Source organism: Aeromonas sp. MR19 (assembly GCF_963899305.1).
Classification (GTDB): Bacteria; Pseudomonadota; Gammaproteobacteria; order Enterobacterales; family Aeromonadaceae; genus Aeromonas; species Aeromonas bestiarum.
In genome coordinates, this window is the sequence record NZ_CAWQWZ010000010.1 from 36,409 (window position 1) to 60,144 (window position 23,736).

Annotated in this window: 22 protein-coding genes; 10 read left to right on the plus strand and 12 right to left on the minus strand. The window is 60.4% G+C overall.

The genetic code is table 11. The features are described 5' to 3' along the window. Positions 1–335 precede the first annotated feature (335 nt). On the plus strand, positions 336–1,340 hold the full coding sequence (locus AACQ95_RS05635; protein WP_043135813.1) for a substrate-binding domain-containing protein: 1,005 nt from the start codon (positions 336–338) through the stop codon (positions 1,338–1,340). An 89-nt stretch (positions 1,341–1,429) separates the two neighbouring features. Here the strand turns inward: AACQ95_RS05635 and norR are convergent, their stop codons facing one another. After that, positions 1,430–2,959 carry a nitric oxide reductase transcriptional regulator NorR gene (norR, locus tag AACQ95_RS05640; protein ID WP_241280906.1) on the minus strand — a complete coding sequence of 510 codons (1,530 nt, stop codon included), beginning with the start codon at positions 2,957–2,959 and terminating at the stop codon, positions 1,430–1,432. 171 nt (positions 2,960–3,130) lie between these two features. On the opposite strand from norR, the gene norV reads away from it, so the two are divergent. From norV to AACQ95_RS05670, 6 genes are all read left to right on the plus strand, one after another. Then, positions 3,131–4,615, plus strand: a complete 1,485-nt coding sequence (gene norV, locus AACQ95_RS05645) for an anaerobic nitric oxide reductase flavorubredoxin (protein ID WP_241280907.1) — start codon at positions 3,131–3,133, stop codon at positions 4,613–4,615. After that, positions 4,612–5,778: an NADH:flavorubredoxin reductase NorW gene (gene norW / locus AACQ95_RS05650; protein WP_241280908.1), complete on the plus strand. Its 1,167-nt coding sequence runs from the start codon at positions 4,612–4,614 to the stop codon at positions 5,776–5,778. The genes norV and norW overlap by 4 nt, the downstream gene beginning before the upstream one ends. Positions 5,779–5,829: 51 nt before the next feature. Next, the gene (locus AACQ95_RS05655; RefSeq protein ID WP_241280909.1) at positions 5,830–6,171 is read left to right on the plus strand and encodes a DUF1971 domain-containing protein; all 342 of its coding nucleotides are present in this window, start codon (positions 5,830–5,832) and stop codon (positions 6,169–6,171) included. A gap of 123 nt (positions 6,172–6,294) precedes the next feature. After that, positions 6,295–7,512, plus strand: coding sequence for a 4Fe-4S binding protein (locus AACQ95_RS05660; RefSeq protein WP_241280910.1), 1,218 nt, complete (start codon positions 6,295–6,297; stop codon positions 7,510–7,512). A 285-nt stretch (positions 7,513–7,797) separates the two neighbouring features. Beyond that, positions 7,798–9,018, plus strand: coding sequence for an aromatic amino acid transporter (locus tag AACQ95_RS05665; protein ID WP_241280912.1), 1,221 nt, complete (start codon positions 7,798–7,800; stop codon positions 9,016–9,018). Positions 9,019–9,195: 177 nt separating this feature from the next. After that, a complete protein-coding gene (locus AACQ95_RS05670) occupies positions 9,196–9,495 on the plus strand; it encodes a hypothetical protein (RefSeq protein ID WP_005307369.1) in 300 nt (99 codons plus the stop codon). A gap of 71 nt (positions 9,496–9,566) precedes the next feature. Here the strand turns inward: AACQ95_RS05670 and AACQ95_RS05675 are convergent, their stop codons facing one another. From AACQ95_RS05675 to glyQ, 6 genes are all read right to left on the minus strand, one after another. After that, a complete protein-coding gene (locus AACQ95_RS05675; RefSeq protein WP_241280913.1) occupies positions 9,567–10,043 on the minus strand; it encodes a DM13 domain-containing protein in 477 nt (158 codons plus the stop codon). 112 nt (positions 10,044–10,155) lie between these two features. Next, a complete protein-coding gene (locus AACQ95_RS05680) occupies positions 10,156–10,563 on the minus strand; it encodes a hypothetical protein (protein ID WP_005307387.1) in 408 nt (135 codons plus the stop codon). A 332-nt stretch (positions 10,564–10,895) separates the two neighbouring features. Beyond that, the gene (locus AACQ95_RS05685; protein WP_195879734.1) at positions 10,896–11,843 is read right to left on the minus strand and encodes a transposase; all 948 of its coding nucleotides are present in this window, start codon (positions 11,841–11,843) and stop codon (positions 10,896–10,898) included. Positions 11,844–11,988: 145 nt separating this feature from the next. After that, positions 11,989–13,932 carry a tetratricopeptide repeat protein gene (locus AACQ95_RS05690; RefSeq protein WP_241280915.1) on the minus strand — a complete coding sequence of 648 codons (1,944 nt, stop codon included), beginning with the start codon at positions 13,930–13,932 and terminating at the stop codon, positions 11,989–11,991. Positions 13,933–14,112: 180 nt separating this feature from the next. After that, positions 14,113–16,182, minus strand: a complete 2,070-nt coding sequence (gene glyS, locus AACQ95_RS05695) for a glycine--tRNA ligase subunit beta (protein ID WP_241280917.1) — start codon at positions 16,180–16,182, stop codon at positions 14,113–14,115. A gap of 9 nt (positions 16,183–16,191) precedes the next feature. Then, positions 16,192–17,115 (minus strand): glycine--tRNA ligase subunit alpha, encoded by a 924-nt coding sequence (gene glyQ / locus AACQ95_RS05700; protein ID WP_005320598.1) that lies wholly within the window; start codon positions 17,113–17,115, stop codon positions 16,192–16,194. Positions 17,116–17,348: 233 nt separating this feature from the next. Here glyQ and AACQ95_RS05705 point away from each other — a divergent pair, with 233 nt between their 5' ends. Then, positions 17,349–17,921, plus strand: coding sequence for a DNA-3-methyladenine glycosylase I (locus AACQ95_RS05705; protein ID WP_098981346.1), 573 nt, complete (start codon positions 17,349–17,351; stop codon positions 17,919–17,921). 254 nt (positions 17,922–18,175) lie between these two features. Next, positions 18,176–18,832 carry an OmpA family lipoprotein gene (locus AACQ95_RS05710; protein ID WP_043135845.1) on the plus strand — a complete coding sequence of 219 codons (657 nt, stop codon included), beginning with the start codon at positions 18,176–18,178 and terminating at the stop codon, positions 18,830–18,832. 78 nt (positions 18,833–18,910) lie between these two features. Here the strand turns inward: AACQ95_RS05710 and AACQ95_RS05715 are convergent, their stop codons facing one another. Both AACQ95_RS05715 and tusA read right to left on the minus strand, forming a co-directional pair. Further along, positions 18,911–19,258: a RidA family protein gene (locus AACQ95_RS05715; RefSeq protein ID WP_241280919.1), complete on the minus strand. Its 348-nt coding sequence runs from the start codon at positions 19,256–19,258 to the stop codon at positions 18,911–18,913. 19 nt (positions 19,259–19,277) lie between these two features. Next, positions 19,278–19,523 (minus strand): sulfurtransferase TusA, encoded by a 246-nt coding sequence (gene tusA / locus AACQ95_RS05720; protein WP_103472982.1) that lies wholly within the window; start codon positions 19,521–19,523, stop codon positions 19,278–19,280. Positions 19,524–19,914: 391 nt separating this feature from the next. Here tusA and AACQ95_RS05730 point away from each other — a divergent pair, with 391 nt between their 5' ends. Next, positions 19,915–20,106: a hypothetical protein gene (locus tag AACQ95_RS05730; protein WP_042036104.1), complete on the plus strand. Its 192-nt coding sequence runs from the start codon at positions 19,915–19,917 to the stop codon at positions 20,104–20,106. 74 nt (positions 20,107–20,180) lie between these two features. On the opposite strand, the gene AACQ95_RS05735 is transcribed toward AACQ95_RS05730, so the two are convergent. Genes AACQ95_RS05735 through AACQ95_RS05745 form a run of 3 tightly spaced genes read right to left on the minus strand, consistent with a single transcriptional unit; the run spans position 20,181 to position 23,643 of the window. Continuing rightward, complete coding sequence (locus AACQ95_RS05735) at positions 20,181–21,419, minus strand: ABC transporter substrate-binding protein (RefSeq protein WP_098981351.1); 1,239 nt, start codon at positions 21,417–21,419, stop codon at positions 20,181–20,183. 4 nt (positions 21,420–21,423) lie between these two features. Further along, entirely contained in the window at positions 21,424–22,869 is a 1,446-nt protein-coding gene (locus AACQ95_RS05740; protein WP_042867408.1) for an ATP-binding protein, read from the minus strand. Between the two features lie 51 nt (positions 22,870–22,920). Continuing rightward, positions 22,921–23,643, minus strand: a complete 723-nt coding sequence (locus AACQ95_RS05745) for a response regulator (RefSeq protein WP_042867409.1) — start codon at positions 23,641–23,643, stop codon at positions 22,921–22,923. Positions 23,644–23,736: the final 93 nt, after the last annotated feature.

The window sequence follows — 23,736 nt, forward strand, 5'->3', positions numbered from 1 at the left end:
TGGGCAATAACAAGCTGTTAAAGATACTAACCAGAGTGGGTGGGATAGTGATTTTTTGAAACAAATGGCTAATTTTAAATGCTATTGCAGGTGTTAATACTGATTTGTGTGGTTAACATCTTCACAACAAGGTGTGCTGGTGACAAATGGCAGATGAAAAAACTGACGATATTTTACCCTGACACTGCTCCCATTTTGACCAAAATCCGTTTGCGCAAATAGAAATGAGCGCCTAGATTAGCCAGCATTGACAATTCATTGGCAGTGCCTGTTAAAACCAAGCCTTTATTCGGGAAATCTGCTAATGTTCCGCTTTTGATCTTCAGGAGACAGAGATGGCCACTATCAAGGATGTCGCTTCCCGTGCAGGCGTATCCATCTCCACCGTCTCACATGTACTCAATCACACCCGTCGGGTCAGCGAAGATGCAACCCAAAAAGTGCTTGAGGCGGTGGCAGAACTCAACTACGCGCCCAACTCGGTAGCGCGCAGCCTCAAGATAAACTCAACCAAAACCATAGGCATGCTGGTCACCACCAGTGCCAACCCCTTCTTCGCGGAAGTGGTGCAGGGGGTGGAGGCGTACTGTTTCGAACAGGGTTACAGCCTGATCCTGTGCAACACCGAAAACCAGCCGCCCCGTCAGCAGCATTACCTGAGAATGCTGATGGAGAAGCGGGTCGACGGCCTGCTGGTGCTGGGAACCGATATCGACACCCCGCTGCGCGACATGCTGCGCATCCACAAGAACGTGCCGCAGGTGGTGCTGGATTGGGGCACAGAGTGCGATTTCGCCAACGTGATCAACGACAACGCCCGCATAGGCGCGCGGCTGGCGGTACGTCATCTGCTGGAGCAGGGCCATAAAGAGATCGTCTGCATCACCGGCCAGCTCTCTAAGCCGACCACCCAGCAGCGGCTGGACGGGGTGCGCGACGCCCTGGGCGAGCATGGCCTGACCCTGAAGGACGAGCAGATCTTCGAAGGGGATTACGAGAGCCAGAGCGGTTTCGATGCCATGCAGCGCATCCTGGCCCTCACGCCTCGCCCGACGGCTGTGTTCGCCTTCGATGATCCCATGGCCATCGGCGCCATCTGCGCCGCCTGGGAAGCCGGGGTCAAGGTGCCGGACGACATCTCCATGATCGGCTATGACGATGTGGAAATGGCGCGCTTCTCCAGCCCGCCGCTCACCACTATTCGCCACCCCAAGGCCGAGCTCGGCCTGCTGGCGGTGAAGCATCTGGTGAGCCGGATCCGCAACAAGGCGCTGGAAGTCGAGTCCATGACGGTAGAGCCCGAGCTTATCGTCCGCCGCTCGGTCAAATCCCTGCGCTGACCGCCCCGCTGTATTGCACGGCGATAGTCGGCACCACGAAAAACCCCCTCGTCACCGAGGGGGTTTTTGTTTGTGGGGTGTCGCCAGCATCAGGCCTTGAGCCCGAGCCGTCTGGCGAGCCGGTGCAGGTTGCCGCCGTCGAGCTCAAGCGCCCGGGCGGTGGCGGCCCAGTTGCCCTGCTGGGCCGCCAGGGTCTGCTCGATCAGCTGGAGCTGGAAGGCATCGGTAGCCGTGCGCAGTCCAATGCCAGCCGTCATCTGCTGCGCTGCCTGTTCCACAGGGATGCGACTGGATGAGGGGGCGCCGGTGGCCGCCAGGTTGAAGTGGTGGCAATCCAGCGCGGGGGCCTGACTGCCCTGTTCGGCCCGCGCCAGCACGGCGGCCCTGTGGATGGCGTGCTCCAGCTCCCGCACGTTGCCCGGCCAGTCGTAGCTGGCGAGCAGTTGCAGCGCCCTGGGCTGGATGCGCAGCCGCTCCAGCCCCAGGCTGACCCGGCAGCGTTCGCAAAAATAACCGGCAAGCAGGGGTATGTCGTCCGGTCGCTCCCGCAGCGCCGGGGCGTGGATCGGGAAGACGCTCAGACGGTGGTAGAGATCGCTTCGAAACTGCCCCTCGACCACCGCCTGTTTCAGATCCCGGTTGGTGGCGGCCAGGATGCGCACGTTCACCTTGAGCGGGGTGTCGTCACCGATGCGCTGCAGATCGCCGTATTGCAGCACCCGCAGCAGCTTGGCCTGCAGCGGCAGGGAGAGCTCGCCGATCTCGTCCAGGAACAGGGTGCCCTTGTCGGCCAGCTCGAACTTGCCCGCCCGGTTGTGAATGGCGCCGGTGAAGGCCCCCTTCACGTGGCCGAACAGCTCGCTCTCCGCCACAGATTCCGGCAGGGCGGCGCAGTTGAGATAGACCAGGGGCGCGCTGGCGCGGGGTGAACCCTGATGCACCGCCTTGGCGATCAGCTCCTTGCCGACCCCCGTCTCCCCCAGGATCAGCACGTTCAGCTCCGAGCTCGCCACCACGGCTATCTCGTGGCGCAGCCGCTCCATGGCGGGGGAGCGGCCTATCATCTCGGGTTGGTCCGGCCCATTCTGGCTGGAGGGGGCGAGGGGCTCGCTGCTCTGGCGGGCGAGCCGTTCCAGCAGCAGGGCGTTGCTGAGGGCGGCGGCGGCCAGGGCGCCCACCAGTCGCAGCTCCTCGTCGCTGATGCCGTCGAACTGGGTCGGATTCATGCCGTCTATGGTCAGGGCGCCTATGAGCGTCTGATCCGAAAACAGTGGCAGGCCGACGCAGGCGTGCACCCTGAAGTCGTCGTGATCCGGGAGCAGGCCGTCATAGGGGTCGGGCAGGTTGCTGTCGGCGGGGAAGCGCACCACGTCGCCGGCCCGGGCTATGGCCTCCATGCGCGGATGGTCCGCCAGCGCGAAGCGGCGGCCCAGCACGTCCTGCATCAGGCCGTCGATGGCCAGCGGGATGAACTGCCCCCCCTCGTAGCGCAGCAGGGCCGAGGCGTCCGAGTGCAGCAGACTGCGCACGCTCTGGATCAGGCGGTGAAAGCGGTCCTGGTGGGAGATGCCGAGTTGCAGGTCGAGGGCGATGCGCGCCAGGCTGTCGGTCGAGATCAAGGTGATTGTCCAAATGACAGTGTGTTTGTGGTTTTGACTATAAATAGTAGCTGTCTAAATGACAATGCTCTATGTGTGTTTCTAGTAAAAACAATAACTTATAAGTTGGCACGTCAACTGCAATAGTTCGTTCAGTCGCACATTCGCTATTGCATTCTGAGGAACAACTTGATGAGCATTCACGTCAAAAACAACATTCACTGGGTCGGTCAACGGGACTGGGAGGTACGCGACTTTCACGGCACCGAGTACAAGACCCACAAGGGCACCAGCTACAACAGCTACCTCATCCGCGAAGGGAAGAACGTGCTGATCGATACCGTCGATCACAAGTTCAGCCGGGAGTTCGTGCAGAACCTGGCGGCGGAGATCGATCTCGCTTCCATCGACTTCGTGGTGATCAACCACGCCGAGGAGGATCACGCCGGCGCCCTGACCGAGCTGATGGCCCGCATCCCAGGCACCCCCATCTACTGCACCCACAACGCCATCGACTCCATCACAGGCCATCATCATCATCCAGAGTGGAACTTCCACCCGGTCAAGACAGGGGACAGCCTGGACATAGGCAACGGCAAGCAGCTGGTCTTCATCGAGACCCCCATGCTGCACTGGCCCGACAGCATGATGACCTACATGACTGAGGACGCCGTGCTCTTCTCCAACGACGCCTTCGGCCAGCACTACTGCGACGAGCACCTGTTCAACGACGAGGTGGATCAGACCGAGCTGATGGAGCAGTGCCAGCGCTACTACGCCAACATACTGACCCCCTTCAGCCCGCTGGTGACCGCCAAGATCAAGGAAGTGCTCGGCTTCAACCTGCCGGTGAGCATGGTGGCCACCTCCCACGGCATCGTCTGGCGCGAGGACCCCACCCAGATCATCCTGAAATACCTGGAGTGGGCGGATCAGTATCAGGAAGACCGCATCACATTGTTCTACGACTCCATGTCCAACAACACCCGCATGATGGCGGACGCCATCGCCCAGGGCATCCATGAGGTGGACCCGGGCGTGGCGGTGAAGATCTTCAACGTGGCGCGCCACGACAAGAACGAGATCCTGACCCAGGTGTTCCGCTCCAAGGGCATTCTGGTGGGCTCCTCCACCATGAACAACGTCATGATGCCCAAGGTAGCGGGCATGCTGGAGGAGATCACCGGCCTGCGCTTTCGCAACAAGCGCGCCTCGGCCTTCGGCAGCTACGGCTGGACCGGCGGCGCCGTGGACCGCATCCAGACCCGGCTGATGGATGCGGGTTTCGACATCAGCATCTCCCTCAAGGCCAAGTGGCGCCCGGATGGTTCGGCCCTGGCCGACTGCCGCGAGCACGGGCGCCAGCTGGCCCGCCAGTGGGCGCTGCACCCGCTCGAGGCACCCCGCCCGATCATCACAAATAACGCCGCAGTGACGGCGCCCGTGATCGAGGTGCCGGTTGCGCGTGTCGCCACCCCGGCCGCCAGCACGCTGGACGATGACCAGAGCATGCTCTGCGTCGTCTGCCAGTGGGTCTATGACCCGGCACTGGGCGAGCCGGATCAGCTGGTGGCACCGGGCACTCCCTGGGCCCAGGTGCCTGACAGCTTCCTCTGCCCCGGCTGCGGCATCGGCAAGGAGGTATTCGAACCCTGCGCCGTGGAGGCCTGTGTATGAACGCTGCAACCCTGAATGACGCCGGCATCAGCCGGGAAATCGTGGTGATCGGCAGCGGCTTCGCCGCCCAGCAGCTGGTCAAGAGCCTGCGCAAGCTGGATGGTGAGCAGCCCATCCGCCTCATCACAGCCGACAGCGGCGACGAGTACAACAAGCCGGACTTGAGCCACGTGGTGAGCCGGGGCTGCGCCGCCGCGGCCATGACCCGGCAGAGCGGCAGCGACTTTGCCGAGCAGCAGCGCATCGCGCTGCTGCCCCATTGCCCCGTGCTCGGTATCGATCCCGTCCGGCGGCTGGTGCTGACCTCGCAGGGCAGCTTCCCCTACGGCCAGCTGGTGCTGGCCACCGGCGCCAGCGCGGCGCGCCCCGAGATACCGGGCAGCGAGCATCTGGTGACCCTCAACAGCCAGCAGGAGTACGCCGCCGCCGAGGGGCTAATCCAGCAGGCCCGCCGCATCCTGGTGCTGGGGGCTGGCCTCATCGGCTGCGAGCTGGCGATGGACATGGCGAGCGATGGTCGCGAGGTCACCCTGCTGGATCTGGCCGACAGCCCGCTCAGCGCCCTGTTGCCGGCCGCCCTGACCCCGCCGCTGCAACAGGCGCTGCGCAGTCAGGGGGTCAGCCTGCAATTCGGGCTGGGTATCGCCAGGATAGACGCCCAGCCCGGCGACGGCTGGCGGGTGACCCTGACCGATGGCAGCACCAGCGAGCAGGATCTGGTGATCGCCGCGATCGGCCTGCGGCCGAATCTGGCCCTGGCCCGGGGGGCCGGGCTCGACGTGGAGCGCGGCATCCTGGTCGACGACAACTTGCAGACCAGCGATCCCCATATATTCGCACTGGGTGATTGCGTGCAGTGGCGGGACCAGCTGCTCCCCTTCCTGCAACCAATAGTGCTGGGGGCCAATGCGCTGGCGCGTACTCTGCTTGGCACGCCAACCCCGCTGACCCTGCCGCCCATGCTGGTGAAGGTGAAGACGCCGCGTTATCCCTTGCAGCTGGCGGGCCGCACCAAGGGCGAGGATCTCGCCTGGCAGTGCCGCTGGAACAGCCACGGCATGGTGGCCGAGGCGCACGGCGAGGATGGCGAGCTGTGCGGCTTCGTGGTGGGGGGCGATCAGATGAGTGCCGCCTTCCCGCTGCTGCGTCAGCTGCCCCGTTGATCCACTTTATCGATTGAGGCCGGGCCGACCGGCACTCTTAGGAGAATGTCTATGTCACTGCACCTTATTCCTGCCCACTGGGTGGTGCGTCGTTCCACCCCCTTCTTCACCCGCCAGAGCGTACCCGCAGCCCTGCTCACCCATCACAACACCGCAGCCGGCGTCTTCGGTCAGCTCTGCGTGATGGAGGGCACAGTCACCTATCACGGCTTTGCCGACGAGCAGGCCGAGGAGCCTGAGATAAGCCTGGTGATCCATGCCGGCCAGTTTGCCACCAGCCCGCCCCAGTATTGGCACAGGGTCGAGCTGTCGGAGGATGCCCGCTTCAACATCCACTTCTGGGCCGAGCAGGCCGAATCGGACCAGCCGCTGTTCAACAGCCGCAAGGCATAAGGTTCAACCCTAGCCAGGGGCATTGGGCGCGAATGTCCCCCTCTGCCCATGCAGATCAAAATAATCAACTCAGATGTTCGTTATCCTGCCCCCTTATCCGAATGAGTGCTATGAGGGAGATGCATGAGCCTGATTGAAGCGATGACCATGGTGGCTGGCCTGGTCTATCTGGCCCTGTTGGGGTGGCAGGCGCGCACTGGTTGGCAGTGGCGTCTTGCCCTCGGCCTGCTGGGCCTGATCTGGCTGGTGGCGGCGGACAGCCTGCTCTGGTTCGCGCTGGGGCTGGTGGTCGTCCCCCTCGCCCTGTGGCACAGATACCGACCGCTGCCGGCACTCAGCGGGATCAACAGCCAGTCGCTGCGGGCGCGCGCGCGCCATCTGCTGCTGCTCTGCTGGGGGCTGGTGACCGTGCAGTACGGCCTGCATATCTGGCAGTTGGGGCAGGGGAAGACCCCCTGGCTGATGCGCCCGGACGTGGTGGACGGCTTCCTGCCCATCGCCGGCGGGCTCGGGCTGCGGGCCTGGCTCAGTCAGGGCATAGTGGATCCCCATCATCCGGCGGCCACCGTCACGGTACTGGTGCTCTCCCTGTCGGCCCTGCTGCTGGGGCGGGCCTTCTGCGCCTGGTTCTGCCCGCTCGGGCTGGTGGGCGAGTGGCTGCACGGCCTGCGCAGCCGATGGATAGTGGGGGAGTGGACGCCGCCGCGCTGGCTCGATGCCGTGCTGCGTTCCCAGAAATTCCTGGTGCTGGCTTTCCTGCTGTTTATCGTGCTGATCGCGGTGCCAGGCGCCGCCCTGCCCGGCTACTTCACCAGCCCCTACCATCAGGCGGCGGACATGAAGATGGGGGCCTTCTTCTTCAACCTGACCCTGATCTCGGGCCTCTGCCTCGGCTGGGTGCTGCTGCTCACCGCCACCTTCCGCCAGGGCTTCTGCCGCTACCTCTGCCCCTATGGCGCCTGGCTGTCTTTACTCGGCCTGCTGACACCGCTGCGCATTCGGCGTGACCCGGCCCGCTGCCTGCGAAGTGCTGGCCATGACTGCGACAAGTGCAGCCGGGCCTGTCCGTCCCGCATCCAGGTGCACCAGCTGATCGCGGTGCAGAGCCTGGAGTGCACCAGTTGTATGAGCTGCATCACCGCCTGCCCCAAGCGGGCCGATGCGCTGCACCTTGGCAGCAAGGCACGCAGGCTTGAGCCCCGCTGGCTGCTGGGTTTGCTCTGCCTGCTGTTGTTGATATTGCCGCTGCTCTCCTACGGCCTGCTGGGTATCTGGGTCAGCCAGACGCCGCTGGCGGATCGCGCCCAGCTGCTGCAGCTGTTGCCGCAACTGGCTCATTGAGTGCCGATGCGCCAGTTGCAGGCTGTCTGTTGAGGGGCCGCCGGGCGCTCTGAAGATGCACCCGCATTTGATACCTGAGGGGTAGCAGGGTAAAGTCCCTGCCCGACATGGCGGCCCTGCTGCCGTGTCGGGCCGGCAGCCCGCCTTAACCACCTTGCTTCGCTTTCGAAGCAACAAGCACTGGGCGCCGGCACATAGATGAGCGCGATCTACCATGACAACCGGCGTAGCAAATGCAACGGTCCGCGGTCGCGACCAGATCCACAATCGTCTTTGGAGAAGTAAATGGGACAGAAACCATCTTTGGTGGGCGGGGCATGCATCATTGCCGGCGTCTGTGTAGGGGCCGGCATGCTGGGCTTGCCGAGTGCCGGGGCGGGTGCCTGGACCATCTGGTCGGTGCTGGCCATCACCCTGACCATGGTGGTGATGACGGTGTCCGGCTGGATGCTGCTGGAGTCCTATCAGGGCTACCCGCTGCGCGTGTCGTTCGATACCGTCACCCGTGAACTGCTGGGGGACAAGGTCAACGTCCTCAACAACCTCACCGTCTACTTTGTCGGCGGCATACTGCTCTACGCCTATATCACCTCGGCCGGCCTCATTATAGATGGCATGACCGGTATCGGCAGCCACTGGGGATCCATCCTGTTTACCTTGGGCTTCTCCGGCCTGGTGTGGCACTCGACCCGGGCGGTGGATCGCATCTCAGTGGTGCTGGTCATCGCCATGGGGCTGAGCTTCGTGTTCGGCATCTCGGGCCTGTCGCTCAACATCAAGCCGACCCTGCTGTTCGATACCCTGAGCCAGCACGCCAGCTATGCCCCCTATGCCCTAGCCATGCTGCCGGTGGCGCTCACCTCGTTCGGCTATCACCATTCGGTGTCGTCCATGCGCGCCTACTACGGTGAAGAGCGTCGCGCCCGTTACGCCATCCTCGGCGGCACCGCCATAGCACTGCTGTTCTACCTCATCTGGCTGGTGAGCGTGTTCGGCAACCTGCCGCGCAGCGAGTTCGGGCCCGTGGTGGCCCAGGGCGGCAACGTCGACGTGCTGCTCAAGGCGCTGGCCTCGGTGATAGAGTCGGAGGCCGTCTCCAGCGCCCTCAACCTATTCTCCATGGCCGCCATCCTCTCCTCCTTTATCGGTGTGGGTCTGGGGGTGTTCGACTATCTGGCGGATCTGTTCAAGTTCGACAACGGCCGTGGCGGCCGCGCCAAGTCGTGGGCGGCCACCTTCCTGCCGCCGCTGCTGCTCTCCCTGCTGTTCCCGTTCGGCTTCCTGATGGCCATCGGCTACGCGGGCGCCGTGGCCACCCTGTGGACCTGCATCATCCCGGCCCTGCTGGCCTGGAAGGTGCGCACCGGCAAGCAGGAGGGCAAGGACGAGGGTTTCCGCGCACCGGGCGGCATGCCGATGATCGTCGGCGTCTTCCTGTTCGGGGTGCTGACCGCCGCCTTCCACCTGCTCAACATGGCCGGCCTGCTGCCTGTCTATACCGGCTGAAGGGGCTGAATTCCCCCCGGTCTGCCGCGGCAGGCTGCGACAAAAAACGGCGCCTGATGGCGCCGTTTTGCATGCCAGATTGTGACTCAGACAGACAGGTTGGGGTTGGGCGGGCTGGCCGGCTGGCGGGTGTGCACTATAGTTTGGTTCTTTTTGGAGCCAAAACAGGAGCTGGCTATGGCATGGACTATCGATGATTCCCAACCCCGCATCCTCTACAACAAGGACAAGCACGTAGCCGTGACGGCGTCGGCCATGAGCAAGTACCACGAGTGGCGGCGGGAGATAGTGCGAGGCACGGACCCCAAGAACGCCGCCGACAAGGTGGGCGACATGCATTACGAACAGCTGGGCGGCAAGCACAAGGGGATCTACACGATCCGCCTCAGTCAGGAGCACAGGGTCGCCTTTACCATCAACAGCACCCTGCAGCAGGTCAGCGTAATCAGCATTGGCGGCCATTTTCCGCCGGGCTGATGCAGCAGACAGAGACGAAATGGCGCCTTGCGGCGCCGTTTTTTTATGGGGGTCGGCAACCGACCGCATGGCTAGCGGTAGCGGGCGGCGGTGATGAACTGGCCGAAGGTCTCGCACCAGACGATCACGCTGTCGTAGCGGGCCGGATCGATATTGGCGGGGAGCGGCACGATAAAGTTGTCGAAGGTTTTCACCGGTCCGACCCGCACCATCCGTGGCTTCAGGCGGGCAAAGTCCGCTTCGGTTTCGACAAATTCCGGCGACAGATAGAGCTGGTAGTCGGGCCCCGGCGCCAGCTTGCCCATCAGGCTGATGGCATCTGGCCCTATGCTCACCTGGCCTTCGCCCCAGTGCAGCCGATCGCTCTCTTTCAGATCCCGGCGAAAGGTGCCGCTGAAACTGGCCTGCTGCTGACTGGCCGCCACCTGTTCACTGCTCGGTGCGGCAGGCGCTATCAGGATCGGCAGGGCATAGATGCCGGCGGCAAAGCCCGCCGCTCCCACCAGCAGATGGCTGGCCAGCAGCAGGGCCAGGGTCTTGCGTTGCATAGTGCCTCGGTCGTTGATTAATTGATGGCATCACCCTACCAGCAGGCCGCCGTCATGCCCAGCCCGGAATGGGGGCATGACGGTGGTTGCTCGGGCATCGCGTTGGCGGGGCTTACTGGATGCTGACCGACAGGGTGTGGGGGACCTGCTCGCCGCGACGGGCGGAGGCGCGCATCTGATAGACCTGGATCAGGTACTTGCCGGAGGCGGGCAGGGCGCCTTGCCACTGGCCATCGCCATCGTTGCGGCCCAGCGCCTCGGCCTGACCGGGCTGGGCACCGGGGGCGAAGACATTGAAGTTGGCGTTGCTGCTGCCGCCAATCTTGACCGTCATGGTCTGGCCCGCCTTGGCCACCAGGGTGTAGTGGATGGTGTCGTAGCCCGCGAAGCTGCCCTTGAGCTGGGCGCTGTGGGCCCCCTTGGCAAACTGCACCGGGACCGTGGTGATCTTGTCGGCGGCCTGCGCACCGGCGGCGGCCATGGTGACGGCCAGCAGGGCGGCCTGAATTGCTCGTTTCATCGTTGCACCTCGTGAAGGGGCTCTGTCACCCTGGCAGAGCCGCCCTGACAAGATATGACTAAATCGGCGAGCTGCCTATACGCGCCGCAGCGGTTCTCGCTTTGTTTTGGGACATCCACCTTGGGGGAAGATGAATAACCAGAAGAGGCGCGTTTGCAGGTTGGCTGATTTGAGGGTCGCTGAGCATGGAACATCATCGGGGAGAGCGGCGACAGATAGGATCGATTGGTTGAAGTACGGGAAAGGGCTACTCGGCGGCAAGGGGTTATTGTGCCTCGGTGCGGGCACGAGGCTGGTGTCAGAAGTTCATCAAGGTGTACACCAAGCTGATGTCATAAATGGGGTTGGTAACATCGGGTCTGGCCGCAATGCTCGGCATAACGTTGGCAGCAGACTCTGTCACCAACCGCCCGGATGCCGTGGCGTCGAAACAGAGTGACCTGTCCCAACCATTGCTCCTCATGCATACCCAGGCGTTGCAAGACGGGGGCAAGATGATGCGGGATATGGCCACACTTATCCAGGCGGATCGCGCGTCCTGTCCAGTCCACCAGGGTCAGGTAGTCGGCAAAACTGCAGGGAAGGGCTTCATTGCCTTCCTTGGCAAAAGGCAACAGCAATGGGGTCGGATTGACGGGATCCGCTGTCTGTTCAATTCGTTGCTGGATGCTGGTGAAATGGCTCTCTTCCGGCGTAGTGGCAATGCCGGCCCGAATGGGGTTGAGGTCAACATAGGCCATGCAGGCCAATAGTGCCGACTCGGTGAGCAGGGCCTGGCTCTTGAAGCGTCCCTCCCAGAAGTGCCCCTTGCAGCTGTCCTCCTGATTGGCCTGGCGGGCCAGCGACTCATTCAGCAGGCGCACCAGCCAGCTGATGGAATAGAGGCGCTCCCGCCACTGGGCTATTAGCTGGTGCACCACGTCCAGCTCGGGCTCTATCAGTTCATCACCCTGATACCAGCGCCTTACCAGCAAGGGCCACTGAAACAGGCGGGCCCAGCGCTCTGCCACCTCCCGATCGCTCCACTCATTGGCCATATCGGCTTGCACCTTGAGCACCAGATGATAGTGGTTGCTCATCACGGCATAGGCGCAGATGCCGATGGCAAAGACCTGCGACAGCTGGCCCAGCTTGTCGGCAACCCATTGGCGCCTGTGTTCGTAGCTTTGGCCGGAGTGCTCATCCTGACCGCAGAGAAAGGCCCGTCGGACACAGCGGCTGACCACATGGTAATAGGGCGTATCGGCGAGGCTGATCTGGCGTGAACGGGCAATGGTCATGGCAATGTCCTCAACAGTGATGTATCAAGCCAAGCAGCCAGCTATGTGGTTGTCAAAGAGGTGGGTGTCCCAGCTTTTTGTGGTTGCCATGAAGCAGGGGCGGCCAACCGGAGGGGGAATTCGGCTGGCCTTTATGGCGGGAGAATCAATTTATGTGAACGCCTGAGGATGTTTGATGGTTCATTGACCCTACTAGTGCTTCAGCTTCATCTGTACGGTCTAATTTACGTAATAAAAGAGCATATTCATGATAAGCATACTGATTATTAGGGTCTATTTCGATGACTTTTTTAAAGTGTTGTTCAGCCTCATCAAATCTTCCTGTATCAGACAATAACTTAGCGTAATTATTATGTGTGAATTTATTTTCCGGTTCTAATTCTATAGCCATTTTATAAAGTTTTTCAGCCTCATCTTGGCGACCAGTATTAAGTAATAAATAAGCGTACCCATTCAGAGCAAATACATATTTTTGATCTATCTCTATAGCCCTTTTATAATGCAGTTCGGACTCTTCAAGACGATTTTTTTGCAGCAAAAAACCAGCGTATCGATTATGCGTAAAAGCATCATTCTGGCCAGTATTTAATGCCATTTTAAATACATCATCAGCTTCTGAATCACGACCTAGATCATTTAAGAAATCAGCATATGAACAGTATAGAAAGGGGTCGTTAGGGTCTAGTGTTATTGCTTTTTTATAGAAATCTTCAGCTTCATCAAAACGACCTATATCGCTTAGTAAAGAAGCATAGCTATTATGATAGTCTGCATCATTAGGAGCTATTTCTATCGCCTTTATGAAATGCGGAATTGCTTTATCCTTCCTACCAGAAGCAGCTAGTATATTAGCATAGTTATGATGAGCAATTGCTTCTTCTGGATCAATTTCTATAGCTTTCAAATAATGTTTCTCAGCATCATCACCTCGATCTAAACGGCGTAGTAGGGATGCGTATTGGATATGTAATTTTGATGAGTTGGGTAGCTCATTCAAGGCTTTATCATAAATTGACATTCTATTATTAATATTATCTTCCGCTTGAGCTTCTAATGCCCAATCAAGCCAAGATTTACTTTGATCGTCTTTAGGAGATGGTTTTAATTTTTCTTTTACTGCGGAACTACCGTCTTGAGAGGTCTGTAATATTTGTTGTTGTAAAGTATCCTTCATCGACAAAATGTGCTTATCCAGCGCATCTATCTGACTTTGGTGCTGGTAACCCCAAGCATTACCAATTGAAAGCATCAAGGTATCCCAATCTAAAGTAGGGATCAAAATCCCTTTATGCTTTTGGAGAAGTCTTTTAATTGCTTCGCTAGGTTTTCCTGCTGGTTCATAGTAACACCAGAAAGGTCTTCCGCTAATGTCTGCTGGAGAAAGAGCAGATAGAAAATTCATCAAGCTACCATCGTTACCACCATAGCCGATGAATATAGGTGTGTAGAACTTGAAGATACTTTTTAGCGCATTTATCCATGGAGCTTTGAGTTCACCGGTACCAGATGCATCGTTTATTGGATCAGTAAATAAGTCACGATGTATCTTTGCAACCATGGGTCGACCTCCCAATGGCTTTAAATAGCCGGCAAGAGACTCGTGGCCGATAACATGAGGCGTTCGCTGGCCATATAGATAGAGTGAGTCTGCAACTAAGTTATCAAAGTTAGTTGTAATCACCATATTATTGTTGGTGTTGGTCATTATCCATGCTAGTACAGCATAACCAAAACTGGGTTTGCCTGGTTCGATTGCGCTCTCTAGAGCAGCATAACCTGCTTCATGGTCACCAGAAAAACAGTGTTCAAAAATGGTCGGGTAAAAAAGAGCTAAATTTCTTGGTTCCCATTCATCAATTTTTAATGGGTTTTGATTTAACCATTCATCAAACTCGGCTTGTGTTTCAATTTCTCTATGGTGGATGATTTGCATCCATTCAGTAGCAAGAACATGAGCAGACTTAACACCAGATTGGATAGAAGCACCAGCCCCCAAAATGAAAACAAAACGTCGGTCAGGCATACGTTCCGTGATTCGTTGTAGCTCAGCGAGAAACCCAGCAAGTGTCCAAGTTTGTACATGATCCATATTTATTACCGGTAGATTAAATTGAGACCTACGGTAGCATACCTGTAATGTGGTAATTCGAGTAGAGGTAGAACACTATCGTTAAGCCCCCTATTCCTATTGAATGTAGATATTTATCTTCCTTGGTCAAAAAAACGGCGCCTCGCGGCGCCGTTTTTTATATCACTTACCCAACCAAGATCACTGCAGCAGGGAGATATCCGCCACTTGCAGGAACAGGTTGCGCAGGTTGTTCAGCAGCGCCAGACGGTTGGCCTTGAGGGCCTCGTCGTCGGCCATCACCATCACCTCGTTGAAGAAGGTGTCGACCGGCTCGCGCAGGGCGGCCAGACGGGTGAGGGCGGCCTGATAGTCACCGACGGCGAACAGCGGGGCCAGCTCGGATTGCAATGCTGCAACCTGGGTAGCCAGCGCCTTCTCGGCGGCGTCCTGCAACAGCTCCGGCTTGACCAGGGTCGGCAGCTCGCCTTCCACCTTGGCCAGGATGTTGCTCACGCGCTTGTTGGCGGCGGCCAGGGCCAGGGCGGCATCCAGGCTGCGGAAGTGGCTGACGGCCTTGACGCGACGATCGAAGTCCAGCGGGCGGGTCGGGCGGCGGGCCAGTACGGCCAGAACCACGTCGGCACCTATGCCTTCGTCCTGATAGGCGGCGCGGAAGCGGCCCAGCATGAAGTCGACCACGTCGGTGACGACGGTCTTGTTGGTCAGCTTGTCGCCGTAGACGCGTACCGCTTCTTCCACCAGTTCAACCAGATCCAGATCCAGCTGCTTCTCGGTCATGATGCGCAGGGCACCGATGGCGGCGCGACGCAGGGCGAAGGGATCCTTGTCGCCTTTGGGCAGCATGCCGATGCCGAAGATGCCGGCCAGGGTGTCGAGCTTGTCGGCCAGCGCCACGGCGCAGGCTTCCAGAGCGGACGGCAGGGCATCACCGGCGAAGCGCGGCATGTACTGCTCGTTCAGGGCCACGGCCACCACTTCGTCTTCGCCGTCGTGACGGGCGTAGTGCATCCCCATGACACCCTGGGTGCTGGCGAACTCGCCGACCATGTTGGTCATGAGATCACACTTGGAGAGCAGGCCGGCACGCTTGGCCTGAGCCACGTTGGCACCGATGCGCTCGGCGATGAAGCCGGCGACGGTCTCTATGCGCTCGACCTTGGCCTTGACGGTACCGAGCTGTTGCTGGAACAGCACGGTTTCGAGGCGCGGCAGGCGGGAGGCCAGGCTCTGCTTCAGATCGGTCTTGAAGAAGAACTCGGCGTCAGAGAGACGGGGGCGAACCACCTTCTCGTTGCCGCTGATGATCTGGCTCGGGTCTTTCGACTCTATGTTGGTGACGAAGATGAACTTCGGCAGCAGCTTGCCGCTCTTGTCGTAGACCGGGAAGTACTTCTGGTCACCCTTCATGGTGTGCACCAGCGCCTCGGCCGGTACGGCCAGGAACTTCTCTTCGAAGTTGGCGGTCAGCACCACAGGCCATTCGACCAGGGCGGTGACTTCTTCCAGCAGGGCGTCGTCCAGATCGGCGACGCCACCGAAGGCGGCAGCGGCCGCTTCGGCGTCAGCCTTGATCTTGGCCTTGCGCGCCATAAAGTCGGCAACCACTTTGCCTTTTTCCAGCAGGATCTGCGGGTACTGGCCGGCGTTGTCGATGGTGAACTCTGGCTCGCCCATAAAGCGGTGACCGCGGATGGTGCGGGCGGAGTCGATACCCAGGATGTGGGCAGGCACGAGATCGCCGTCCAGCAGCAGGGTCACGGTGAACACCGGACGCACGAACTGAATGGTCTTGTCGCCCCAGCGCATCATCTTGGGGATGGGCAGCTTGGCTAGAGATGAAGCTACAAGCTCACCCAGCAGCTCGCGCGCCGGACGACCTTCGACCTTGGCGGTGTGAACCAGCCACTCGCCCTTGTCGGTGACCAGACGCTCGGCCTGTTCCACCGTGATGCCGTTTCCGCGGGCCCAGCCTTCGGCGGCCTTGGTCGGCTTGCCGTCGGCATCGAACGCCTGGGAGACGGCCGGGCCGCGCTTCTCGACGCTCTTGCTCGGCTGCTCGCCAGCCAGCTCACTCACTTTCAGCGCCAGACGGCGCGGTGAGGCGAACCACTCGACGTCGCCGAAGGCCAGATCTGCCTTGGTCAGCTCGGCTTTGAAGTTGTCGGCAAAGGCTTCGGCCAGGGAGCGCAGGGCTTTTGGCGGCAGCTCAGCCGTACCGATCTCTACCAGAAATGTATGTTGTGCCATGTCCGTTCCTTAACCTTGCTTGTTCTCAGTGCGCTTGCACATGGGGAAGCCCAGCGCTTCGCGGGAGGCGTAGTAAGCCTCGGCCACGGCCTTGGTCAGGGTGCGAATGCGCAGTATGTAGCGCTGACGCTCGGTGACCGAGATGGCCTTGCGGGCATCCAGCAGGTTGAAGGAGTGGGCGGCTTTCAGAATGCGCTCGTAAGCGGGCAGCGGCAGCGGCGTTTCCAGAGCCAGCAGGTGCTGGGCCTCTTTCTCGTACTGCTCGAAGCAGTGGAACAGGAAGTCCACGTCTGCGTGTTCGAAGTTGTAGGTGGACTGTTCCACCTCGTTCTGGTGGAACACATCGCCGTAGGTGGTCTTGCCCAGGGGGCCATCGGACCACACCAGGTCATAGACGCTGTCCACGCCCTGAATGTACATGGCCAGACGCTCGAGACCATAGGTGATCTCGCCGGTGACCGGCTTGCACTCGAGGCCGCCAACCTGCTGGAAGTAGGTGAACTGAGTCACTTCCATGCCGTTGAGCCAGACTTCCCAGCCCAGACCCCAGGCGCCCAGAGTCGGGTTTTCCCAGTTGTCTTCCACGAAGCGGATGTCGTGGATCTCGGGATCCATGCCCAGCTCTTTCAGGGAGCCGAGGTAGAGTTCCTGGATGTTGTCGGGGGACGGCTTGATGATCACCTGGAACTGGTAATAGTGCTGCAGGCGGTTCGGGTTCTCACCGTAGCGGCCGTCGGTCGGACGGCGGGACGGTTGCACGTAGGCGCAGGCGATGGGCTCCGGGCCCAGGGCGCGCAGGCAGGTCATGGGGTGGGAAGTACCGGCACCCACTTCCATATCCAGCGGCTGAATGATGGTACAGCCCTGGCGGGACCAATAGTCCTGCAGCTGCAGGATCAGGCCCTGAAAGGTTTTGACATCGAATTTTTGCATAGTGTTTTTCGCGCGAAGTGAAATCAGAGCAAGATTTGCTGAATGTGAACCGAAGGAGTATACCGTCTGGCATGGTCGGATAATAGGCGAAATTGTAGGGGATTCATGGGGCGGGGCTGCGCCGGGCCTGGTTGGCCCGGGATGGAAGCCCTCTCATGTGGCCGATGAAATCCCCCTGTCGGACAGAGAGTCGGACAGAGAGTCGGGCAGAGAAAAATAACAGGAGACGAAGAATGGAACTGCGCTGCGCCTGGGTGACCAGGGACCCGGAATATATCGAATACCATGACAAGCAGTGGGGGCGGCCGGTGCGTGACCCGCGCGAGTTGTTTGCCAAGCTCTGCCTCGATGGCCAGCAGGCGGGGCTCTCCTGGATCACCATTCTCAAACGCACCGACAGCTATTACCGCGCCTATGCGGACTTCGATCCCAATCTCATCGTCCGCTTTGACGAACAGGATGTGGAGCGGCTGATGCAGGACAAAGGCATCATCCGCAACCGCCTCAAGGTGCAGTCGATCATCAAAAACGCTCGCGCCTATCTGGCGCTGGAGGCGCAGGGGATCGATTTTGCCGAGCTGTTATGGGGCTTTGTCGGCGGCGCTCCCATCGTCAATCAGCGGCAGGGAAACGGCGATATTCCCGCCACCTCGCCGGAGTCGGATGCCATGGCCAAGGCCCTCAAGAAGCTCGGCTTCACCTTCGTCGGCAGCACCATCTGCTACGCCTTCATGCAGGCGGTGGGCATGGTGAACGATCATCTGGTGACCTGCCCCTGCCACGGCGAGTGTCAGCAACTGGCCTGAGGCTGCTTATCGCCCGTGCCAGACGCCCGCCAAGGGCTATCGGTCACACCGAATGGCCTGGGGCTGTCGGTTATCCTCCTCCTTGCGACGAATTCGGCTGCATTTGTAGCCGAATTTGGCCCGCCAAGCGCCGCTGGTGCGCAAAAAGTGTTCACTCTCGCCAACCGTTCAGACCTGCGTCAGACAATGGCGTGGTGGCGCGTTACAATCCGGCCCCCGGCATGGTGCCGGACTGTATTCATAGAGGTTTTTTCATGCGAGCCAAGATCCTGGTGCCAGCTCTGGCACTGACCATTGCCCTGACCGGCTGTACTACCAATCCCTATACCGGTGAATCCCAGACCTCCAAGGGTGCCTGGGGGGCGCTGGCCGGCGCCGCGACGGGCGCCGCCGTGGGCGCGCTCTCCTCCAGCAAGGGTGATCGCAAGAAGGGGATCCTGACTGGCGTGGCCGCCGGTGCCGCCCTGGGTGGCGGTATCGGTTACTACATGGACGTGCAGGAAGCCAAGCTGCGCGAGAAGCTGCAGGGCACTGGCGTCAGCGTGACCCGCAATGGCGACGAGCTGATCCTCAACATGCCGAACAACGTCACCTTCGACAGCTCCAGCGCCCAGCTGAAAGCGGCCGGTGCCAACACCCTGTCCGGCGTGGCCATGGTGGTTGCCGAGTTCGACAAGACCCGCCTGAATGTGGTCGGCCACACCGACAGCACAGGCTCTCGCGATCTGAACATGAAGCTCTCCGCCCAGCGTGCCGATGCCGTTGCCGCCCAGCTGATCGGCCAGGGTGTGACCGGCAGCCGCATCGCTACCAGCGGTGTGGGCCCGGATCAGCCGGTTGCCAGCAACAGCACCACCGCCGGCAAGGCCCAGAACCGCCGCGTGACCATTACCCTGACCCCGACTGCCTAAGTCGTCCGGTTTGTGGTAACAAAAAGGCCCCGCCAGTGATGGCGGGGCCTTTTGCTATCCAGCTGCTGGATGGGCGGCTTACACCGCAGCGGTCAGCTGAATCTCGATCTTGTAGCCTTCGTGGGCCAGGCGAGCCTGTACGCAGGCCCGGACGGGCGCCGTACCCGCCGGGATCCAGGCATCCCACAGCTCGTTGAAGGCGGCTATGTCCGCAATGTCCTTGAGATAGATGTTGGCCATCAGGATCTTGTCGACCCCGGAGCCGTTGGCTTCCAGCAGGCGCTGCAGGCTGGTCAGCACTTCGCGGGTCTGCTGGTGAATGTCGGCCTCTTCGCTGACGGGGACTTCCACCACATAGAGGGTGCCGTTGTGAATGACCACGTCTGACCAACGCTGGGTGGTGCCGACTCGGGTAATGGTTGTCATGTTTGCTCCGAAACTGGGCTTATTGACCCTTGCGGATCAGATAGCGGTAGGGGGCCTGCTCTGTCTCGCTGGCGATCAGGGTGTGATCCATGAAGCGGCAGAAGCTGGGGATATCGCGGGTGGTTGAGGGATCGTCGGCGCTGACCAGCAGGGTCTCGCCCTGGGCCATCAGCCGCACTTTTTTACGCACCATCATCACGGGTTCCGGGCAACGAAGCCCGATTGCATCCAACTCGTGAGTCGCATCGCAGAATAAAGTACTCATGAATAATCAACCTTCAGCCGCGCCTTCTTGCGCGCAATCGTCACGGGTTCCGGGCAACGAAGCCCGATTGCATCCAACTCGTGAGTCGCATTGCAGAATAAAGTAGTCATTAATAATCAACCTTCAGCCGCACTTTCTTGCGCGCTATCGTCACGGGTTCGGGATAACGAAGCCCGATTGCGTCCAACTCATGGGTTGCATCGCAGAATAAAGCACTCATCAATAATCAACCTTCAACCAATTCAGCTGCCAATGATACTCACGGCGAAAAAATAATCAAATAACTGGGGCTGGAAGCAGCATATGTAACCAAAGTGTTATCTGGCCCTATCTAGTCCCCGTCTTGTGAGTAATATAAAAATTGAACCATATTCAACAAGGAGGTGTGAATATGCAGGTCTCCTACGGCAGATTGCAAGCCTACGCAGGCATGGGGTTCCTGGCTTTCGCCATGATAGTGATGGGCAGCCCGATCGGTAACACAGGCACCTGGTTCGGTTCCATGGTGATGATCGGACTGGGGCTCTGGATCGAGCTCAGCGATTACTACGACGAAGATGAGGACGAGAACGACAACACTTAGCTCCCGGATTTCTCCCACGATGACAAAGGCGGATGCATCATCCGCCTTTGTCGTTTCTGGCCGTCGGGAAAGGGCTAGCGGGTCGAGCGCATGGCCCGCTCCAGATGCAGCGCCGTCTGCTCCGGGTTGGCCCTGGGGTCGTTGAAGAAGTTGCTCAGCACATCCATGATCGCCTGGCGCATGTTGGTGGGCGTTGCCATCCCTTCCGCCATGCTGGGCAGCAGGTTGCCCTCGCGCTCCGCCAGCAGGAAATCCTGGTAGGAGCGCAGGGCGCAGCGATCGAACTTGCTCATGTCCGGTTTGGTGAGGGCGGGGATCGAGCCCTTCACCCGGTTGAACTCCTGCTGGAAGCGCGGCGTCATCAGCAACTGGGCCAGCTCGCCTTGTGCCTGCAACTGGGCGGGATCCCGCTGCTTGAACATGGCGATGGAGTCCAGGTTGTAGCTGAACAGCCCTTCGCTGCCCGGGCTGGGCAGGCACTCTATGTCTTCACCGGGCCTGTAGTTGCTGACGCTCAGCTCCCCCTTCACCCAGTCCCCCATCAGCTGCATGGCGGCCTCGCCCGTCTCCAGCTGGTTGGTGGCCTGGTGCCACTTCAAGCCGATGAAGCTCTTGGGCACATAGGCGCGCAACTGCTGGAAGCGGGTCAGCACCCGTACCATGTCGGGACCGGTCAGGGTGGCGCCGTCCAGTTCGACGAAGGCCTTGCGATAGAACTCCTTGCCTCCTTCGCCGAGCGCCACCGTTTCGAACAACACCGCCAGCTGCCAGGGCTCGTTGCCGATGGCGAGCGGTGTGATGTTCTGCGCCTTGAGCCGTTCGGCCACGGCCACGAACTGGTTCCAGTCGGTGGGCGGGGTCAGCCCCAGCTTGTCGAACAGCTTGCGGTTGAGCCACAGCCAGTTGACGCGGTGGATGCCGGTGGGCACCGCCATCAGGGCGCCATTCTGGCTGAGGGTCTCCCGCACCATGGCGGGCAGCTGTGGATACCAGCCCAGGTGTTCGGCCATGGGAGTGAGATCGCGCAGGAAGCCGAGCCCGGCCCACTCCCTCAGCTCATAGCCCTTGAGGTGCGCCGCCTCCGGCGGGTTGGCCGCCAGCGCCCGGCTCTTGAGTACCGTCATGGCGCTCTTGCCGCCGCCGCCCTGCACCGCGAAATCGTTCCACTGGTTGCCCTGCTCGGTCCACTCGGACTTGAGTACCTCCACCGCCTTGGCCTCACCGCCGGAGGTCCACCAGTGCAGCACCTCCACCTGGGAGGCGCCTACAGGCAGGGAGAGCAGGGCGACAATGGCAAACGGGAACAACTTCATAAGGTTACTGCCTTGGTAGGGAGAGGGTGGCCTGCAGGCCGCCCTGCGGGCGATTTTCCAGCACCAGATCGCCACCGTGGGCGTGGGCTATGTTGCGGGCTATGCCCAGGCCAAGGCCGGTACCGGCCAGATCCGTGCTGAGCCGGTAGTAGGGCTCGAAGATGCGCTCGAACTGATCGTCCGGCAGGCCCGGGCCCTCATCCATGATGAAGAGGATCAGCATCTCCTCGTCGTCCATGATGATGATGCGCACCTTCTGGCCGTACTTGATGCCGTTGTCCACCAGGTTGCCGATGCAGCGTTTGAGGGCCAGCGGCTTGCCACGGTAGAGCTGCTTGCAGTGGCCCTCTATGGTCAGCCGCTCGTCATGCAGGTTCATGGACTCGGCCATCTGCTCCAGCATGGCGTCTATGTCCAGCTGCTCTATGTTCTCGTGGATGTCGGTGTCTTTCACCGTCTGCAGCGCCCCTTTGACCATCAGCTCCAGCTCGTCCAGATCCTTGTTGAACTTGCCGATCTGCACCTCGTCATCGAGCAGCTCGACCCGCAGCCGCAGCCGGGTGATGGGGGTCTTGAGATCGTGGGAGATGGAGCTGAACAGCCGCTCCCTGTCATCGATATAACGGCGGATGCGGTGCTGCATGATGTTGAAGGCGCGGGTGGCCGCCACGATTTCCGACGCCCCTTCCTCTTTGAGCGAGGGCTGGTCTATGTCCTTGCCGAGATTGACCGCCGCCTTGGCGAGCCGGCGCAGCGGCCGGGTCTGCCAGCGCACCAGCAGGAAGGTGAAGAAGCAGAGGAAGACAGTCATCAGGGCGATGAAACGCACCTGGTTGCTCGGCATGACGGTATCGTCGAGCGTCATGTAGGGGGCGGGCAGCAGGGCCGCCAGATAGAGCCACTCACCGGGTTCTATCTCTATCTGGGTCACCAGCACCGGCGGATTGAGCGGCTCCAGCGACAGGGTATAGCGGGCCCAGGAGGAGGGCAGGTCCGCCAGCAGGGTGTCGTTGTTGAAGACGTGCAGCTCTTCGGGGCGGGAGAAGTCCACCTTGATGGCCATGGCATCGGAGAGCTTGCGGGTCAGCACGCCCTGCACCTCTTTCAGCACCAGCGTCTTGCGCTCGCTCTCCGGGATGGCGCTGATGTGGATCTCCTCCTCGTTCAGCGAGACGAAGAAGCGGCTGCCGCCCATGTTGCGCAGCTGGTCCAGCGCTATGTGGCGGTACTGCAGCGGCAAGGATTTGAAGAAGTTGACTGTGGAGGCGGCCGACAGCGCCAGGTTGCGGGTGGTGCTGAGCATGCCTTCCAGCTCCCGCTTCTGGATCTGTTGCATCCAGATGCCGGTGAGTATGGTCTGGGAGAGCAGGATGGCGAGCAGCAACAGCAGCAGCATCCGCGACAACAGGGAGCGGGGTACCAGCGCCCGCCAGAACCACCTCGTTCTCATGGGGTCTCGTGCCTCTTGTCGATCAGCATGCCATCGCTACCTTTTTACCCTTCATGGGATCTCGTGCACTTCGGCGATCAGCATGTAGCCGCTGCCGCGAATGGTCTTGATGATGCGCGGGCTCTTGCCGTTGTCACCCAGTTTCTGGCGCAGACGGCTGATCTGCACGTCTATGCCGCGCTCCATCGGCAGGCTCTCGCGGCCGCGGGTCGCGTCCGAGATGGTGTCTCTGTCCAGCACCACGCCGGGTTGTTGCAGGAACATGCCGAGCAGCAGGGCATCGCTGCCGGAGAGATCCAGCAGGCTGCCATCCTCGTGGGTCAGCTGGTGGCTCAGGGTGTCCAGGGTCCACTCGGCAAAACGCAGCCGGCGGCTCGGTTCCTTCTCTTTTTCCGGCTGGCGGAATTCGGCGCGGCGCAGCAGCGCCTTGATGCGGGCCTGCAGCTCGCGCGGGCTGAATGGCTTGGCGATGTAGTCGTCGGCGCCGAGTTCGAGGCCGATCACCCGGTCCGCTTCATCGGAGGCGGCGGTCAGCATGATGATGGGCACCTGGGAGTCGCGACGGATCTGCTGGCAGAGGGTAAAACCGTCGTCGCCTGGCATCATGATATCGAGAATAATCAGGTCAGGGCTGTGCAGGGCGAGCTGCTGGCGCATCTCGTTTCCTTCCGCCGCCGTCAATACCTGGAAACCCGCCCTGGTCAGGTATTCATTGAGCAGCTCGCGGATCTCTTGGTCGTCGTCGACGATCAGCAGTTGTTTGCTCGTTGACATATGTATGTGCATCCACCCATTTTTTTGTGCAGATTGAACCTGTCGGGGGAGCAAAAAGCAAGCAAGCCCCCCATCTAATGTGAGGTTATGGGC